This window comes from Streptococcus oralis (genome assembly GCF_021497945.1).
In the GTDB taxonomy this organism is placed as follows: domain Bacteria; phylum Bacillota; class Bacilli; order Lactobacillales; family Streptococcaceae; genus Streptococcus; species Streptococcus oralis_BR.
The window spans coordinates 1,140,306-1,157,498 of the sequence record NZ_CP046524.1 but is presented as its reverse complement, the minus strand read 5'-3'; the positions used below and the strand labels follow the sequence as shown (position 1 = coordinate 1,157,498).

At 40.5% G+C, this 17,193-nt stretch carries 14 protein-coding genes and 1 other annotated feature; all 14 genes read left to right on the top strand.

The window, feature by feature from the left end:
* Window positions 1–11: 11 nt before the first annotated feature.
* The 14 genes from pepF (at window position 12) to GOM47_RS05815 (ending at window position 17,190) form a co-directional block, all read left to right on the top strand.
* A complete protein-coding gene (pepF, locus tag GOM47_RS05880) occupies window positions 12–1,814 on the top strand; it encodes an oligoendopeptidase F (RefSeq protein ID WP_235080157.1) in 1,803 nt (600 codons plus the stop codon).
* A gap of 1 nt (window position 1,815) precedes the next feature.
* Window positions 1,816–2,529 carry an O-methyltransferase gene (locus GOM47_RS05875; RefSeq protein ID WP_235080156.1) on the top strand — a complete coding sequence of 238 codons (714 nt, stop codon included), beginning with the start codon at window positions 1,816–1,818 and terminating at the stop codon, window positions 2,527–2,529.
* 65 nt (window positions 2,530–2,594) lie between these two features.
* Window positions 2,595–3,542, top strand: a complete 948-nt coding sequence (gene prsA, locus GOM47_RS05870; protein WP_235080155.1) for a peptidylprolyl isomerase PrsA — start codon at window positions 2,595–2,597, stop codon at window positions 3,540–3,542.
* A gap of 190 nt (window positions 3,543–3,732) precedes the next feature.
* Window positions 3,733–4,956: a cell division peptidoglycan polymerase FtsW gene (gene ftsW, locus GOM47_RS05865; RefSeq protein ID WP_235080154.1), complete on the top strand. Its 1,224-nt coding sequence runs from the start codon at window positions 3,733–3,735 to the stop codon at window positions 4,954–4,956.
* A 23-nt stretch (window positions 4,957–4,979) separates the two neighbouring features.
* Complete coding sequence (gene ppc / locus GOM47_RS05860; protein ID WP_235080153.1) at window positions 4,980–7,676, top strand: phosphoenolpyruvate carboxylase; 2,697 nt, start codon at window positions 4,980–4,982, stop codon at window positions 7,674–7,676.
* Window positions 7,677–7,772: 96 nt separating this feature from the next.
* Window positions 7,773–7,989 (top strand) — a binding site (T-box leader).
* A gap of 117 nt (window positions 7,990–8,106) precedes the next feature.
* Window positions 8,107–9,102, top strand: a complete 996-nt coding sequence (trpX, locus tag GOM47_RS05855; protein ID WP_235080152.1) for a tryptophan ABC transporter substrate-binding protein — start codon at window positions 8,107–8,109, stop codon at window positions 9,100–9,102.
* 65 nt (window positions 9,103–9,167) lie between these two features.
* Window positions 9,168–10,034 (top strand): ABC transporter permease, encoded by an 867-nt coding sequence (locus tag GOM47_RS05850; protein WP_000637255.1) that lies wholly within the window; start codon window positions 9,168–9,170, stop codon window positions 10,032–10,034.
* Window positions 10,031–10,789: an ABC transporter ATP-binding protein gene (locus GOM47_RS05845; RefSeq protein ID WP_235080151.1), complete on the top strand. Its 759-nt coding sequence runs from the start codon at window positions 10,031–10,033 to the stop codon at window positions 10,787–10,789. The genes GOM47_RS05850 and GOM47_RS05845 overlap by 4 nt, the downstream gene beginning before the upstream one ends.
* Window positions 10,790–11,389: 600 nt before the next feature.
* Entirely contained in the window at window positions 11,390–12,061 is a 672-nt protein-coding gene (locus GOM47_RS05840; protein ID WP_235080150.1) for a TipC family immunity protein, read from the top strand.
* 130 nt (window positions 12,062–12,191) lie between these two features.
* Window positions 12,192–12,623 carry a hypothetical protein gene (locus tag GOM47_RS05835; protein WP_000222726.1) on the top strand — a complete coding sequence of 144 codons (432 nt, stop codon included), beginning with the start codon at window positions 12,192–12,194 and terminating at the stop codon, window positions 12,621–12,623.
* Window positions 12,624–12,816: 193 nt separating this feature from the next.
* The gene (gene dnaG, locus GOM47_RS05830; RefSeq protein ID WP_235080149.1) at window positions 12,817–14,577 is read left to right on the top strand and encodes a DNA primase; all 1,761 of its coding nucleotides are present in this window, start codon (window positions 12,817–12,819) and stop codon (window positions 14,575–14,577) included.
* Between the two features lie 2 nt (window positions 14,578–14,579).
* Entirely contained in the window at window positions 14,580–15,689 is a 1,110-nt protein-coding gene (gene rpoD, locus GOM47_RS05825) for an RNA polymerase sigma factor RpoD (RefSeq protein WP_000201893.1), read from the top strand.
* Window positions 15,690–15,703: 14 nt separating this feature from the next.
* A complete protein-coding gene (locus GOM47_RS05820) occupies window positions 15,704–16,033 on the top strand; it encodes a metal-sulfur cluster assembly factor (protein ID WP_000331930.1) in 330 nt (109 codons plus the stop codon).
* Between the two features lie 113 nt (window positions 16,034–16,146).
* On the top strand, window positions 16,147–17,190 hold the full coding sequence (locus GOM47_RS05815) for a glycosyltransferase family 4 protein (protein ID WP_235080148.1): 1,044 nt from the start codon (window positions 16,147–16,149) through the stop codon (window positions 17,188–17,190).
* Window positions 17,191–17,193: the final 3 nt, after the last annotated feature.

The following is a 17,193-nucleotide window of genomic DNA, read 5'->3' as shown; positions in this document are numbered from 1 at the left end:
GGAGGAATCTTATGGTATTACAACGACATGAAATAAATGAAAAAGATACATGGGATCTTTCGACAATCTACCCAACAGATCAGGCTTGGGAAGAAGCCTTGAAAGATTTAACTGAAAAAGTACAAACAGCTGCCCAGTATGAGGGGCATCTCTTGGATAGCGCAGACAGTTTGCTTGAGATTACTGAATTCTCACTTGACTTGGAACGCCAAGTTGAAAAGCTTTATGTCTATGCACATATGAAAAATGATCAGGACACGCGTGAAGCCAAGTATCAAGAATACTATGCTAAGGCAATGACCCTATACAGTCAGTTAGAACAAGCCTTTTCATTCTATGAACCCGAGTTTATGGAGATTAGCGAAGAGCAGTATGCGGCCTTCCTAGAAGCTCAACCAAAACTCCAAGTTTACAAACACTTTTTTGACAAGCTCTTGCAAAAGAAAGACCATGTTCTTTCGCAACGTGAGGAAGAATTGCTTGCTGGAGCAGGAGAAATCTTTGGCGCTGCTAGTGAAATCTTCGCTATTTTGGACAATGCGGATATTAGCTTCCCATATGTCCTTGATGATGAAGGCAAGGAAGTGCAACTCTCACACGGTACTTACATCCGTTTGATGGAGTCTAAAAACCGTGAAGTGCGCCGTGGTGCCTATGAAGCCCTCTATGCGACTTATGAGCAATTCCAGCATACTTACGCTAAGACTTTGCAGACAAATGTTAAAGTGCAAAACTACCGAGCAAAAGTTCGCAACTATAAGAGTGCTCGCCATGCAGCCCTCGCAGCAAACTTTGTTCCAGAAAGTGTCTATGACAATCTAGTAGCAGCAGTTCGTAAGCACTTGCCACTCTTGCATCGATACCTTAACCTTCGTTCTAAAATCTTGGGGATTTCTGATCTCAAGATGTACGATGTCTACACACCACTGTCTTCAGTAGAATACAGCTTTACTTATGAGGAAGCCTTGAAAAAGGCGGAAGAAGCTTTGGCAGTTTTGGGTGAGGATTACTTAAGCCGCGTTAAACGCGCATTTAGTGAGCGTTGGATTGATGTCTATGAAAACCAAGGAAAGCGTTCTGGTGCCTACTCTGGTGGTTCTTATGATACCAATGCCTTCATGCTTCTCAACTGGCAGGACAATTTAGACAATCTCTTTACCCTTGTACACGAAACAGGTCACAGTATGCACTCAAGCTATACTCGTGAAACTCAGCCTTATGTTTACGGAGATTATTCTATCTTCTTGGCTGAGATTGCCTCAACGACCAATGAAAATATCTTGACAGAAAAATTGTTGGAAGAAGTGGAAGACGATGCAATTCGCTTTGCTATTCTCAATAACTTCCTAGACGGTTTCCGTGGAACAGTCTTCCGTCAAACTCAATTCGCTGAGTTTGAACATGCTATCCACCAAGCAGACCAAAATGGAGAAGTCTTGACCAGTGATTTCCTCAATAAACTCTACGCTGACTTGAACCAAGAGTACTATGGACTCAGCAAGGAAGACAATCCTCAGATCCAATACGAGTGGGCACGCATACCACACTTCTACTATAACTACTATGTTTATCAGTATTCGACTGGTTTTTCAGCTGCTTCAGCCTTGGCTGAAAAGATTGTCCATGGAAGTCAAGAAGATCGTGACCGCTATATCGACTACCTCAAGGCTGGTAAGTCTGATTATCCGCTCAATGTTATGAGAAAAGCGGGTGTTGATATGGAAAAAGAAGACTATCTTAACGATGCCTTTGCAGTCTTTGAACGTCGCTTGAACGAGTTTGAAGCCCTTGTTGAAAAATTGGGACTAGCTTAAGATGGTAGAGTCTTATAGTAAAAATGCCAATCACAATATGCGTCGTCCCGTCGTCAAGGAAGAAATCGTTGAACTCATGCGCCAGCGTCAAAAGCAGGTGACTGGTTTTTTGAAAGAATTGGAAACCTTCGCTCGCAAGGAAAATATCCCAATCATTCCCCATGAAACGGTCGCGTATTTTCGATTTCTCATGGAGACCATACATCCCAAGAACATTTTGGAAATTGGGACGGCAATTGGCTTTTCAGCCCTCTTGATGGCGGAACATGCGCCAGATGCTAAGATTACAACGATTGACCGTAATCCTGAGATGATCGGCTTTGCCAAGGAAAACTTTGCCCAGTTTGACAGTCGCAAGCAAATCATTCTTTTGGAAGGAGATGCTGTAGATGTCTTGTCAACCTTGACTGAAACATATGACTTTGTTTTCATGGACTCAGCCAAGTCCAAGTACATTTTCTTTCTGCCAGAAATTTTGAAACATTTGGAAGTTGGTGGAGTAGTGGTCTTGGATGACATTTTCCAAGGAGGCGATGTTGCCAAGGATATCATGGAAGTCCGTCGGGGTCAACGCACAATCTATAAGGGATTGCAAAGACTTTTCGAAGCAACTTTGGATAATCCAGATTTAACAGCGACTCTAGTTCCACTTGGGGACGGCATTCTCATGCTAAGAAAAAATGTAGCAGATGTCCAACTTCCTGAGAGTGAATGATTTTTAGAAAAATTTAAGACAATTTAGTAAAATAGAGAAGGTAACTTACCATAAAAGGAGTAAACATGAAGAAAAAACTATTGGCAGGAGCCATTACCTTATTATCAGTAGCGACTTTGGCTGCTTGTTCAAAAAGTTCTGAAGGAGCTGACCTCATCAGCATGAAGGGTGATGTGATTACAGAACATCAATTCTTTGAAGAAGTAAAGAATAATCCAACTGCGCAACAAGTCTTGCTAAATATGACCATCCAAAAAGTATTCGAACAACAATATGGATCAGAGGTAACGGATAAAGATGTGGATGACGCCGTTGCTGAAGAACAAAAGAAATACGGCGATAGCTATAACAGCGTGCTTCAACGTGCAGGTATGACACCTGAGACTCGTAAAGCTCAAATCCGTACTAGCAAATTGGTTGAATTGGCAGTTAAGAAAGCAGCAGAAAATGAACTAACTGACGAAGCTTACCAAAAGGCTTTCGAAGCATACACACCAGATGTAACAGCACAAATCATCCGTATGGATAATGAAGACAAGGCAAAAGAAGTTCTCGAAAAGGCAAAAGCCGAAGGAGCTGACTTTGCCCAGTTAGCAAAAGACAACTCTAATGATGATAAGACAAAAGAAAATGGTGGCGAAATCACTTTTGACTCTGCTTCTACAGAACTTCCAGAACAAGTTAAGAAGGCTGCCTTTGCTTTGGATGTGAATGGGGTGTCTGATGTGATTAGAGCAACTGGTACCCAAGCTTATAGTAACCAATTCTACATCATCAAAGTAACCAAGAAAACAGAAAAATCCTCAAATTTAGATGATTACAAAGAAAAATTAAAAACTGTCATTTTGACACAAAAGCAAAACGATTCATCCTTCGTTCAGAGTGTCATCGGAAAAGAATTGCAAGCTGCTAATATTAAAATAAAAGACCCTGCCTTCCAGAGTATTTTTGCCCAATATATTGGAAGTGGTGGAGATTCAAGCTCAAGTTCAAGCAGCTCATCAGCAGAATAAAAAAAGAAAATACAAACTTTGTCTTAAAGTTTGTATTTTTTACTAATCAGTTTCGACCAAAGAGCAAAATTCGAAGGATTGTAGGATAAGAGTTTTTTTCTTTCTGAAAAAATGGTATAATAGCAATCAAAACTAGAAAATAAAACGGAATTAGGAACAGTTTTCTCTGTTCCTATTAGAGTGGTGACATATGAAAATTAGTAAAAGGCACCTATTGAACTATTCCATTTTGATTCCTTATTTCCTTTTATCAATTTTGGGGCTGATTGTGGTATATTCGACAACGAGTGCAACCCTGATTGAAGAAGGGAAAAGTGCATTTCAATTGGTACGTAACCAGGGAATCTTCTGGGTAGCTAGTTTGATTCTGATTGCCTTAATCTACAAATTAAAATTAGGCTTCCTGAGAAATGGGCGTCTAATCTTCATTGTTATGGGGGTCGAGATGGTTCTCTTAGCTCTGGCGCGTTTGGTTGGTACACCTGTCAATGGAGCTTACGGATGGATTTCTGTAGGACCTGTAACGATTCAGCCGGCTGAATACCTTAAGATTATCATCATCTGGTATTTGGCGCATCGTTTTTCAAAACAGCAAGATGAAATTGCGGTTTATGACTTCCAGGTTTTGACCCAAAACCAGTGGTTGCCTCGGGCTTTTAATGACTGGCGTTTCGTTCTACTAGTTCTGATTGGTAGCTTGGGAATTTTCCCAGACTTGGGAAATGCAACCATCTTGGTTTTAGTGGCGCTCATCATGTATACGGTTAGTGGAATTGCCTACCGTTGGTTTTCGACTATACTGGCTCTTTTAGCAGGAAGTTCCATATTAGCCCTTTCTGTTATTCGTCTCGTCGGGGTTGAAACCTTTTCTAAAATTCCGCTATTTGGATACGTTGCTAAACGTTTCAGTGCTTTCTTTAATCCCTTTAACGACCTAGCAGGTGCAGGACATCAGCTTGCAAATTCCTACTATGCAATGGTAAATGGTGGCTGGTTCGGACTTGGATTAGGAAATTCCATTGAGAAACGTGGTTATTTGCCAGAAGCCCACACGGATTTCGTCTTTTCGATTGTCATTGAGGAGTTCGGATTTGTAGGTGCAAGTATGATTTTAGCTCTGGTCTTCTTCTTGATTTTGAGAATTATCTTAGTCGGAATTCGAGCTAAGGATCCCTTTAACTCTATGTTCGCTATCGGTGTCGGAGGCATGATCCTTGTTCAGGTCTTTGTCAATATCGGTGGGATTTCTGGTTTGATTCCTTCTACAGGGGTAACCTTCCCCTTCCTTTCACAAGGTGGAAATAGCCTTCTGGTCTTATCCGTAGCCATAGCTTTTGTTTTAAATATCGATGCCAGCGAAAAACGTGCCAAACTTATCAGAGAATTTAAAGGTCAAACTTCTGAAAACCTATAAGGATCATATGGAAAGGAAAGTTTATGTCACTTCAAAAATTAGAAAACTATAGCAATAAAGCCGTCGTCCAAGAAGAAGTCTTGATTTTGACTGAGCTGTTAGAAGATATCACAAAAAATATGCTTGCGCCAGAGACTTTTGATAAAATCATGCAGTTGAAGGACTTGTCTACAAGCGAAGACTATCAAGGACTCAATAAATTGGTGACCAGCCTTTCAAACGAAGAAATGATTTATATTTCTCGCTATTTCTCAATCCTTCCACTCTTGATCAATATCTCTGAGGATGTGGATTTGGCCTATGAAATCAATCACCAAAACAATGTGGACCAAGACTATCTAGGGAAACTATCTACAACCATTAAAATGGTGGCTGAAAAAGAAAATGCAGCTACAATTTTGGAGCAGCTAAATGTTGTGCCTGTCTTAACTGCCCATCCGACTCAGGTCCAACGTAAGAGTATGTTGGATTTGACCAATCACATTCATAATCTTTTGCGTAAGTACCGTGATGTCAAACTAGGCTTGATTAACAAAGAAAAATGGCACACGGATCTCCGTCGTTATATTGAGATTATCATGCAGACGGACATGATTCGCGAGAAGAAATTGAAAGTAACCAACGAAATCACCAACGTGATGGAGTACTATCAAAGTTCTTTCTTGAATGCTGTTCCACGTTTGACGGCTGAGTATAAGAAACTAGCTAAGGAACAAGGTATCGATCTCCAACATCCAAAACCGATTACCATGGGAATGTGGATTGGAGGAGACCGTGATGGCAATCCTTTCGTAACGGCTGAAACCCTCAACAAATCAGCCTTGACCCAGTGTGAAGTCATCATGAATTATTACGATGAGAAGATTTATAACCTCTATCGTGAATTCTCACTCTCAACCAGTATTGTGAATGTCAGCGACAAGGTTCGTGAGATGGCTCTTAAGTCACAGGATAACTCGATTTATCGCGAAAAAGAACTCTATCGTCGTGCCCTCTTTGACATCCAAGCCAAGATGCAGGCAACCAAGACCTATCTTATCGAAGATAAGGATGTTCATCCAAGATATGCTACCTCAGATGAATTTTACCAAGACTTGTTGGCCATTCGCGATTCTCTTCTTGAGAACAAGGGGGAATACCTGATTTCTGGAGAATTTGTCGAGTTGATGCAAGCTGTCGAAATTTTTGGTTTCTACCTTGCTTCTATCGATATGCGCCAAGATTCTAGTGTTCATGAAGCTTGTGTGGCAGAATTACTAGCATCTGCAGGTATCAACGACCATTATAGTGACCTTTCTGAAGACGAAAAATGCGCCCTTCTCTTAAAAGAGTTGGAAGAAGATCCTCGTATCCTCTCAGCAACTCATGCTGAAAAGTCAGAACTGCTTGAAAAAGAACTGTCTATCTTTAAAGCTGCCCGCAAGTTGAAGGATAAACTGGGTGAAAACGTCATCCGTCAAACCATCATTTCTCACGCAACCAGTGTATCCGATATGCTCGAACTAGCAATTATGCTTAAGGAAGTCGGCTTGGTGGATGCCCAAAAAGCCCGCGTTCAGATTGTTCCTCTCTTTGAAACTATCGAGGACTTGGATCATTCGGAAGAAACCATGAGAAGATATTTCTCTCTTCCTTTGGCTAAAAAATGGATTGCTTCAAAGGATAACTACCAAGAAATCATGCTTGGCTACTCTGATAGTAACAAGGACGGTGGTTACCTGTCATCATGTTGGACTCTATATAAAGCGCAACAACAACTTACTGCTATCGGTGATGAATTTGGTGTTAAAGTCACCTTCTTCCATGGTCGTGGTGGTACTGTGGGTCGTGGTGGTGGCCCAACTTATGAAGCCATCACATCTCAACCGCTCAAGTCTATCAAGGACCGTATCCGTCTGACTGAGCAGGGAGAAGTCATTGGAAACAAATACGGAAACAAAGATGCTGCCTATTATAACCTTGAGATGCTGGTTTCTGCAGCCATTAACCGTATGATTACCAAGAAGAAGAGCGATACTAATACGTCAAATCGTTACGAAGCTATCATGGATCAAGTAGTGGACCGTAGCTACGATATCTACCGTGATTTGGTCTTTGGAAATGAACATTTCTATGACTATTTCTTTGAATCAAGTCCAATCAAGGCTATTTCAAGCTTCAATATCGGTTCTCGTCCAGCTGCTCGTAAGACTATCACTGAAATCGGCGGTTTACGTGCTATCCCTTGGGTCTTCTCATGGTCACAAAGTCGTGTCATGTTCCCTGGCTGGTATGGCGTGGGTTCAAGCTTCAAAGAATTTATTGATCAAGATCCTGATAATATTGAGATCCTTCGTGATATGTACCAAAACTGGCCTTTCTTCCAATCTCTGCTTTCCAATGTGGACATGGTCTTGTCTAAGTCGAACATGAACATTGCCTTCGAATATGCCAAGCTCTGTGAAGACGAAGAAGTACAAGCTATCTACTACACTATTTTAGATGAATGGCAATTGACCAAGAACGTTATTCTAGCTATTGAAGGCTATGACGAACTCTTGGCTGAAAACTCTTACCTAAAAGACAGTCTAAACTATCGTATGCCTTACTTTAATATCCTTAACTACATCCAGTTGGAGTTGATCAAACGCCAACGTCGCGGTGAATTGTCAGCAGACGAAGAAAGACTAATCCATACAACTATTAACGGAATTGCAACCGGTTTGCGTAATTCAGGCTGATATTCTACAAACTTCCTCTTTTTTCAAGGGGAAGTTTTTGAATTGTTTAAAAAATTCTAAAAATAACCTTGACAAGTAGTTGAAAAATGATATAATTTAAACATTCAGAAAGTAATCATTGAAGTTTTTTAGAGAGTCTGTGGTTGGTGGAAACAGATAGATGAAAGTGATGAAAATTGGGCTGAATGTTATTAAGAATTTGAAATCATAAAAATTCGGTGAGCACACCTTACAGTGCAACTCGTTATTGCGAGAAAGAGCGATAGGGATATTCCCTATAATTGAGGTGGCACCGCGCATCGACGTCCTCACACAAGTTTTTTGTGTGAGGACTTTTTCTATGGGGAGGAAAGATATTGGAATTTAAACGATGGCGTCGCTTGTTTTGTTTAAAAGAGCATTATACAAGTGATTTAAAAGGAGAAAAAATATGAAAAATAAACGTTTAATTGGAATTATCGCTGGATTAGCAGTATTGGTAGTGGCTAGCTTGATTTATTCATCAATGAACAAGCCAGCAACTAAGGAAGAGAAAAAGGTTGCTAAGGTTGGTGTTCTTCAATTTGTTAGTCACCCATCCTTGGACTTGATTTATCAGGGGATTCAAGATGGACTAGCTGAAGAAGGGTATAAGGACGACCAAGTAAAAATCGACTTTATGAACTCTGAAGGCGATCAGAGCAAGGTTGCAACCATGAGTAAACAATTGGTGGCAAATGGAAACGATGTTGTTGTTGGAATTGCGACACCAGCGGCTCAAGGACTCGCTAGTGCTACAAAAGACCTACCAGTTATCATGGCGGCTGTAACTGATCCAATCGGTGCTAACTTGGTCAAAGATTTGAAAAAACCGGGTGGCAACATCACAGGGGTGTCAGATCACAACCCAGCTGAACAACAAGTAGAGTTGATTAAAGCTTTGACACCTGATGTTAAAACAATCGGCGCTCTCTACTCAAGCAGTGAAGATAACTCAAAATCACAAGTTGAAGAATTCAAGGCTTATGCTGAAAAAGCAGGTTTGACAGTCGAAACCTTTGCCGTTCCTTCAACTAATGAAATTGCTTCAACTGTTAATGTTATGACCAGCAAGGTCGACGCAATCTGGGTTCCAATTGACAACACCATCGCATCAGCCTTCCCAACAGTTGTATCAAGCAACCAAACAGCTAAAAAGCCAATCTACCCAAGTGCTACTGCCATGGTAGAAGCAGGTGGATTAGCATCTGTAGTAGTTGACCAACACGATCTTGGAGTGGCTACTGGTAAAATGATTGCCAAAGTATTGAAAGGCGAAAAACCAGCTGATACGCCAGTTAATGTCTTCTCAACTGGTAAGTCGGTTATCAACAAAAAACTAGCGCAGGAACTTGGTATCACAATCCCTGAGTCCGTTCTAAAAGAAGCAGGACAAGTGATTGAATAAAGATAAAGGAGGAGCTGGACACATCTCCTCCCATTTTTACTAAAGAAAGAAATGAGTGAAAGATTATGATAGTATCCATTATTTCTCAGGGGATGGTCTGGGCGATTTTAGGTTTGGGAATCTTTATGACTTTTCGAATTTTGAATTTTCCAGATATGACTACTGAAGGTTCTTTTCCTCTTGGGGGAGCAGTAGCTGTAACCTTGATAACACAGGGAGTCAATCCGTTTTTGGCAACCTTGGCTGCAGTAGGAGCGGGCTGTCTAGCTGGTATGGCGACGGGACTCTTATATACCAAAGGAAAAATCCCAACCCTCTTATCAGGAATTCTGGTCATGACTTCCTGCCATTCCATCATGCTCATGATTATGGGGCGTGCCAATCTGGGGCTTCTTGGAACCAAGCAAATTCAGGATGTCTTGCCTTTCGATTCAGACCTTAACCAACTCCTGACTGGATTAATCTTTGTAGCTCTTGTTATTGGTCTCATGCTCTTTTTCCTTGATACCAAACTAGGTCAGGCCTACATCGCTACAGGTGACAATCCTGATATGGCTCGTAGCTTTGGTATCAATACGGGTCGTATGGAACTTATGGGCTTGGTTCTCTCAAATGGGATCATCGCGCTTGCAGGGGCCTTAATTGCTCAACAAGAAGGATATGCAGATGTTTCTCGAGGAATCGGCGTGATAGTCGTAGGGCTTGCTAGCTTGATTATTGGTGAGGTTTTGTTCAAGAGTTTGACCTTGGCAGAGCGACTCATGACCATCGTTGTAGGCTCTATCGCTTATCAGTTCCTCGTTTGGGGAGTGATTGCTCTTGGGTTTAATACAAGTTATCTTCGTTTGTACAGCGCCTTGATTTTGGCAGTTTGTCTCATGATTCCAACCTTCAAAAGCAAATACCTGAAAGGAGTCAAGTTTAGCAAATGACAGCAATTGTAGAATTAAAAAATGCTACCAAAGTCATCACGAATGGCTTTGATGAGGAAAAAATCATTCTGAATGATGTTTCTCTTGAAATTTTCGAACATGATTTCATTACCATCCTAGGGGGAAATGGAGCAGGGAAGTCAACGCTTTTTAACACTATTGCAGGTACCCTACCTTTAACAAGCGGAAGTATCCGCATCATGGGCGAGGACGTGACGCATTTTTCACCTGAAAAGCGGGCTAGGTACCTGTCTCGTGTCTTTCAGGATCCTAAAATGGGTACGGCTCCCCGTATGACCGTTGCAGAAAACCTTTTGATTGCCAAGTTTCGTGGTGAGAAGAGAGGGCTCCTGCCTAGAAGGCTATCAAGTTATCGGGAAGAGTTTCAGGCTACCATTGAAAAAGTGGGAAATGGTCTTGAGAAACATCTCGACACTCCGATTGAGTTTCTTTCAGGTGGACAACGTCAGGCCTTGAGTCTCTTGATGGCAACCTTGAAGCGACCAGAGTTGCTCTTGTTGGATGAACACACAGCAGCTCTTGACCCAAAAACAAGTGTGGCCTTGATGGAACTAACAGATGACTTTGTCAGCAAGGATCATCTGACAGCCTTGATGATTACCCACCATATGGAAGATGCACTGAAGTATGGCAATCGTCTGATTGTCATGAAGGAAGGTCGTATCATCCAAGACCTCAATAAAGAAGAAAAAGCTAAGATGAAAATCTCAGACTACTATCAATTATTTGAATAGATGAGCCAGTATTTGATCAAAAAATAGTGAAGATTAACTTAGAAACATGCAGATGTTTCTAGGTTTTTTAGTTTCATAATTAGATGAATTGGTGCACTTGTCCAAGTTGCTTCATTTTATAGTATAATAAGTATTAGCATGGAGTATAAATATAAGATTATTCCTAGACTCTTTAAGATTAAAGAGTTGAGAAAGTGATAGAATGTCATCTTTTAAAGTGGTAAACCAAAAATTTTTCAGAACCATTCAAGATAGAATTTAAAATCAGCTATTCTAGACATAGAATTCGTCAATTCTCAGAGTTTTTGACAGTTCGAGCTATCGAATGGTTTAAAAATTAAAAAAGTAGCAGTTCAAACACTTCGAAGATTTCTAAAACTTTTATATTATGGTAATTCTAAACCTAGATTTAAAAGGATATTCATGCAAATTAACGAATTGATAGATTTGATTGTTCAAATCTAAGAATATTGAAGCAGTCAAAGAATAATGAATACAAATCTATAAGTGACCTTCAGCTTATCCAAGGTTTAAGTAAGGAAAAAGGTAGATAAAAAAATTTTAAAAATCGTACTCATAATTTTATTAGTTTTTCTAACTTTGTTTGGTCTATATCATGTCTATCAAAAGTATTATTATAAAGGAGTGCATGAATCTTTAAGTAATGTTTTTTTAGAAATGAACTATGCAGAGATAAATAGTGGTGTTTTACCTGGCCTCGCTGATTTTAGTACAGCCGTTGACGGAGGTGAATCATATCGCGATAAGGATATTATAGTTGGTATGAGTCTTGAATCAGGCTTATCTGAGAGTGAAACTATATTAGTGTATGTAGGTATTGAAGAAACATTTCTAATTGAGTATAGACGATCGTTACCTAATGGCAGATATCTTTTTATTGACTATGATTATAGAGATAAGATGCTCAAACAAACTATTGAAATTTCAGAATCTGATCAATCATTAGCTTACGAGTTAATTGGTTATAATATAGAAGTGAAGAGTGGAAAAGAATCTGATTTAGAGCTACATTTAAAAAGTTCCTATAGTTTTAGCTCGACTAAAGGCTTACCAAATTTTCAGATAACAAATCCAAACGAAGTACTAGAGTATTTAAAGCCTTATGGGATTGATGAAGCTTGGATTAAAGAAAAATCCTACTTCATGCTCTATGATGTCGTTCTAGAACGCTGGTTTAAAAATGGTAGTCAACGTTACTCGGTTGATAATCTTGGGGATGTAGAGATTGTGCCACTAAGTTTTTCTGAATAGGATGGAGCCGACTCAAACTTATTTTTCCTATACTTTTAAGAAAATATCAAAATCAAGGATATCTAGGATAATAATAAGTCATTCAAAGTGAAAAAAATTCAATAAAACATATTGTTTATGGAGGTAAAAAATGACTTACACACAAGAAGACTTTCAGGAATGGATTTTCCAGATTGAATTTAAAATGGATTATTTTACTAAGGATTTTGCCCAAGAGCAAAATTTAATCTTGGACTATAGCATGCAGTCCTTGGATGATTTGGAGGCTTGGATTTTGGCTCATTACGAAAATCACCATGTCTTGATAGAGGATAAAAAACTCTTGGATTATTTAACAGTCTATATCGGAGAAACCTTCCGCAAGCACTTAGGTGGCAAGTGGTTCATTGACCTAAAGAATAAAAAGAATGCTTATTATTCCATGCCTGTGTTGGTTGATCCTTCCTATCGAGGAGAAGTATATATAGCACCCATGACTTTTGCAACGGCTTGTATCAGCAGAAAAGATGGACAATATATTAGCAGAATACTGAAAAATAATCTTCAAGAACAAGTAAAATAAAAGTAACTTATGAGCAATCTTACAAGAAAATAAAAGGATAAGTTGGAGGAGTTAAGGAGAAGATTCCCGATAACATGATAACAGTGAGTTTTTATGAAATATAAGTAGGGAAAGCGTATGAAATGGTTTACTTTTTTTCAGAAATAAGCTATACTAGTTAACGTAAAACTATGATAACATGGAGGTATTGTGTATGGTTGACAAGCAAGTTATTGAAGAAATCAAAAACAATACCAACATTGTGGAAGTCATAGGCGACGTGATTTCTTTACAAAAGGCTGGACGGAACTATTTAGGGCTCTGTCCTTTTCATGGTGAGAAGACCCCCTCTTTCAACGTTGTGGAAGACAAGCAGTTTTATCATTGCTTCGGCTGTGGTCGTTCAGGAGATGTTTTTAAGTTCATCGAAGAATACCAAGGTGTATCCTTCATGGAAGCCGTTCAGCTCTTAGGAGAGCGCGTCGGTATTCAACTAGCTATGCCTGTTCAGTCTCGTCCCCAACAAGCTTCCCCTCATCAAGCTCTATATGATATGCATGAAGAAGCTGCCCGTTTTTACCATGCAATTCTCATGACGACCAAGATGGGAGAAGAAGCAAGGGCTTATCTATATAAACGAGGCTTGACGGATGATGTTCTGAAGCACTTCCAGATTGGACTGGCTCCAGCAGAGAGAACCTATCTCTATCAACGTTTATCTGACAAGTTTGAGGAAAAGGATTTATTGGATTCGGGCTTGTTTTACTTGTCAGATGGCAATCAGTTTTATGATACTTTTTTCGGACGGATCATCTTTCCTTTGACCAATGACAAGGGGCAGGTCATTGCCTTTTCAGGTCGTATCTGGCAAGAAACAGATAGTCAGACTGCTAAGTATAAAAATAGTCGCTCGACTGCAATTTTTAACAAGAGTTACGAATTGTATCATTTGGACAAGGCAAAAAAGGGAACAGGTAAGAATACAGAACTCTATCTGATGGAAGGCTTCATGGATGTGATCGCAGCCTACCGTGCTGGTATAGAAAATGCTGTGGCTTCCATGGGGACAGCCTTAAGCAAGGAGCATGTTGACCACCTCAAACGCTTTACCAAAAAAATTGTTCTCAGCTATGATGGCGATAAGGCAGGACAGGCAGCAACAGCTAAAGCTCTGGAGGAATTGAAAGATTTCTCAGTGGAGGTTGTCCGAGTACCTGATGCCATGGACCCAGATGAGTATTTGCAAAAGAATTCTCCTGAAGATCTGGCCTACCTCTTAACCAAGACACGTATCAGTCCCATAGAGTTCTATATTCACCAACTCAAACCTGAGAATAGTGATAACTTGCAAGCGCAAATCGAGTTCATTGAAAAGATTGCGCCCTTAATCGCCAAAGAAAAGTCGATCACCGCCCAGAATTCCTATATCCACATTCTGGCGGATAACCTACCTTCCTTTGATTACCAGCAAGTAGAACAGATTGTAAATGAAAGTCGGATTGTTCAAAGGCAGGAGAGGGTCAAGGAGAATCCTACGCCAGTAGCGATTAGTTTGCCTGTGACGCGGCAACTGACAGCAGTTATGAGAGCAGAGGCTCATCTCCTTTATAGGATGGCAGAGAATCCAGTTGTGTTAAATGACTACAGATTAAGAGAAGATTTTTTCTTTGATACCCCAGAATTTCAGATTCTTTACGAATTATTAAGTGAGCAGGGAGAAATCAGCTCAGAGGAACTTTCTCATCAGACTCCTGAGGTTGAAAATGCCTGGTACCAAGTTCTTGGTCTAGATTTGCCAACTGAGATGTCGCCTCAAGAACTTTCTGATGTCGAAGCGACTCGTAACCGTGCCCTCCTCAGCAAGGACAATTTAAGGATTAAAAAGAAAGTGCAGGAAGCTAGTCATGTAGGAGATACAGACACAGCCTTGGAAGAATTGCAACGATTGATTTCCCAAAAGAGAAGAATGGAGTAATAATGGCAACAAAACAAAAAGAAGTAACCACATTTGATGTGCAAGTAGCAGACTTTATCCGTAACCACAAAAAAACAGGAACAGCAACAGACGATGAAATCAACTCAAGTCTGGTTATTCCTTTTACTTTAGATGCAGACGGCATTGAAGACCTTTTGCAACGGATTCAGGATGCTGGCATTTCTATCACGGATAACGAAGGGAATCCAAGTGCACGTGTCCTTAGTACAGAAGAAGAGCCAGAACTCAGTGATGAGGACTTGATTGGCTCAACTTCTGCCAAGGTTAATGACCCAGTCCGTATGTATTTGAAGGAAATCGGGGTTGTTCCTCTCTTGACCAACGAAGAAGAAAAGGAATTGGCCCTAGCTGTTGAGGCTGGTGATATTGAAGCCAAACAACGTCTTGCGGAAGCCAACCTTCGTTTGGTGGTTTCTATTGCTAAGCGCTACGTAGGGCGTGGCATGCAGTTTCTTGACTTGATTCAAGAAGGAAACATGGGTTTGATGAAGGCCGTTGACAAGTTTGACTATTCAAAAGGATTCAAGTTTTCAACTTACGCAACTTGGTGGATTCGTCAGGCGATTACCCGTGCCATCGCTGACCAGGCCCGTACTATTCGTATCCCTGTCCACATGGTAGAAACCATTAACAAGCTTGTCCGTGAACAACGTAATCTCCTTCAAGAATTGGGGCAAGATCCGACTCCTGAACAAATCGCTGAGCGTATGGATATGACACCTGACAAGGTCCGTGAAATCCTAAAAATCGCTCAAGAACCAGTATCACTTGAAACACCGATTGGTGAAGAGGACGATAGCCATCTTGGGGACTTTATCGAAGACGAAGTGATTGAAAATCCAGTAGACTACACAACTCGTATCGTTTTGCGTGAGCAGTTGGATGAGGTTTTGGATACTCTCACAGACCGTGAAGAAAACGTCTTGCGCTTGCGCTTCGGGCTAGATGATGGGAAAATGCGTACTCTTGAAGATGTTGGTAAAGTCTTTAACGTGACTCGTGAGCGTATCCGTCAGATTGAGGCTAAGGCTTTGAGAAAATTGCGCCAACCAAGTCGCAGCAAACCCCTTCGTGATTTTATTGAAGACTAAGAGTGAGGATGAACATGGCTTATACAGAAGAGCAAATTGAAACGATCAAAACACGTATTTTAAATGCCTTGGAAGAAGTAATTGATCCTGAGTTGGGGATTGATATTGTCAACCTAGGTTTGATTTATGAAATTCGATTTGATGGTGAAACAGGTCACACTGAAATTGATATGACCTTGACAACTATGGGCTGCCCACTGGCTGACCTTTTGACAGACCAGATACACGATGCGATGACAGATGTGCCTGAGGTAACTAATACCGAGGTCAAATTGGTCTGGTATCCAGCTTGGACAGTTGAAAAAATGAGCCGATACGCGCGTATCGCCCTAGGAATTAAATAAAGACTAAGAAAAATGCGAGAGACGATTGGAAAATAGGGTAAATTTATCCTTTTTCCTTTGGTCTCTTCTTTCTTTTGCTGATTTTCTGGAAATAAAATGGTATAATGAAAGGTATGGAAAACGAAAAATTGCGTATTAATATGCTGAGTTCAAGTGAAAAAGTAGCTGGTCAAGGAGTGTCAGGAGCTTATCGAGAATTGGTTAGTCTCCTTCACCGTGATGCCAAAGACCAGTTGATTGTTACAGAGAATCTTCCTGTAGAAGCGGATGTAACTCACTTTCATACCATTGATTTTCCCTATTATTTATCCACTTTCCAAAAGAAACGCTCTGGGAGAAAAATTGGCTATGTGCATTTTTTGCCTGATACGCTTGAGGGGAGTTTGAAGATTCCATTTTTCCTAAAAGGAATTGTCAAACGCTATGTTTTTTCCTTTTACAACCGAATGGAACACCTGGTGGTGGTCAATCCCATGTTTATCGAGGATTTAGTGGCTGCTGGTATTCCGCGTGAAAAAGTGACTTACATCCCAAATTTTGTAAACAAAGAAAAATGGCATCCATTACCAGCTGAACAAGTTTCAAAACTCCGTAAGGAAATAGATCTCGCGGAAGATCAGTTTGTCGTAATCGGTGCGGGTCAGGTTCAGAAACGTAAAGGGATTGATGACTTTATCCGTCTTGCTGAGGAATTGCCAGAAATTACCTTTATCTGGGCAGGTGGTTTTTCATTTGGTGGGATGACAGATGGTTATGAACGCTATAAGAAGATTATGGACAATCCACCTGAAAATCTTATTTTTCCCGGGATTGTGTCACCGGAACGGATGCGGGAACTTTACGCTATGTCGGATCTATTCTTGCTACCAAGTTACAATGAATTATTCCCTATGACTATCTTAGAGGCCGCTAGTTGCGAGGCTCCTATTATGTTGAGGGACTTGGAACTATATAAGGTTATTCTTGATGGGAATTATCGTGCTACAAGTGATGTTTCCGAGATGAGAGAAGCAATCCTAGAATACAAGAATGACCCTGAAGCCTTAAAGGACTTGAAAGAAAAAGCTCGCGAGATCTCCAAAGAGTACTCTGAGGAGCATTTGTTGGAAATCTGGTTAAAATTTTATCGAGAACAGGCTGCTTTGGGCAAAAAGTGAGGT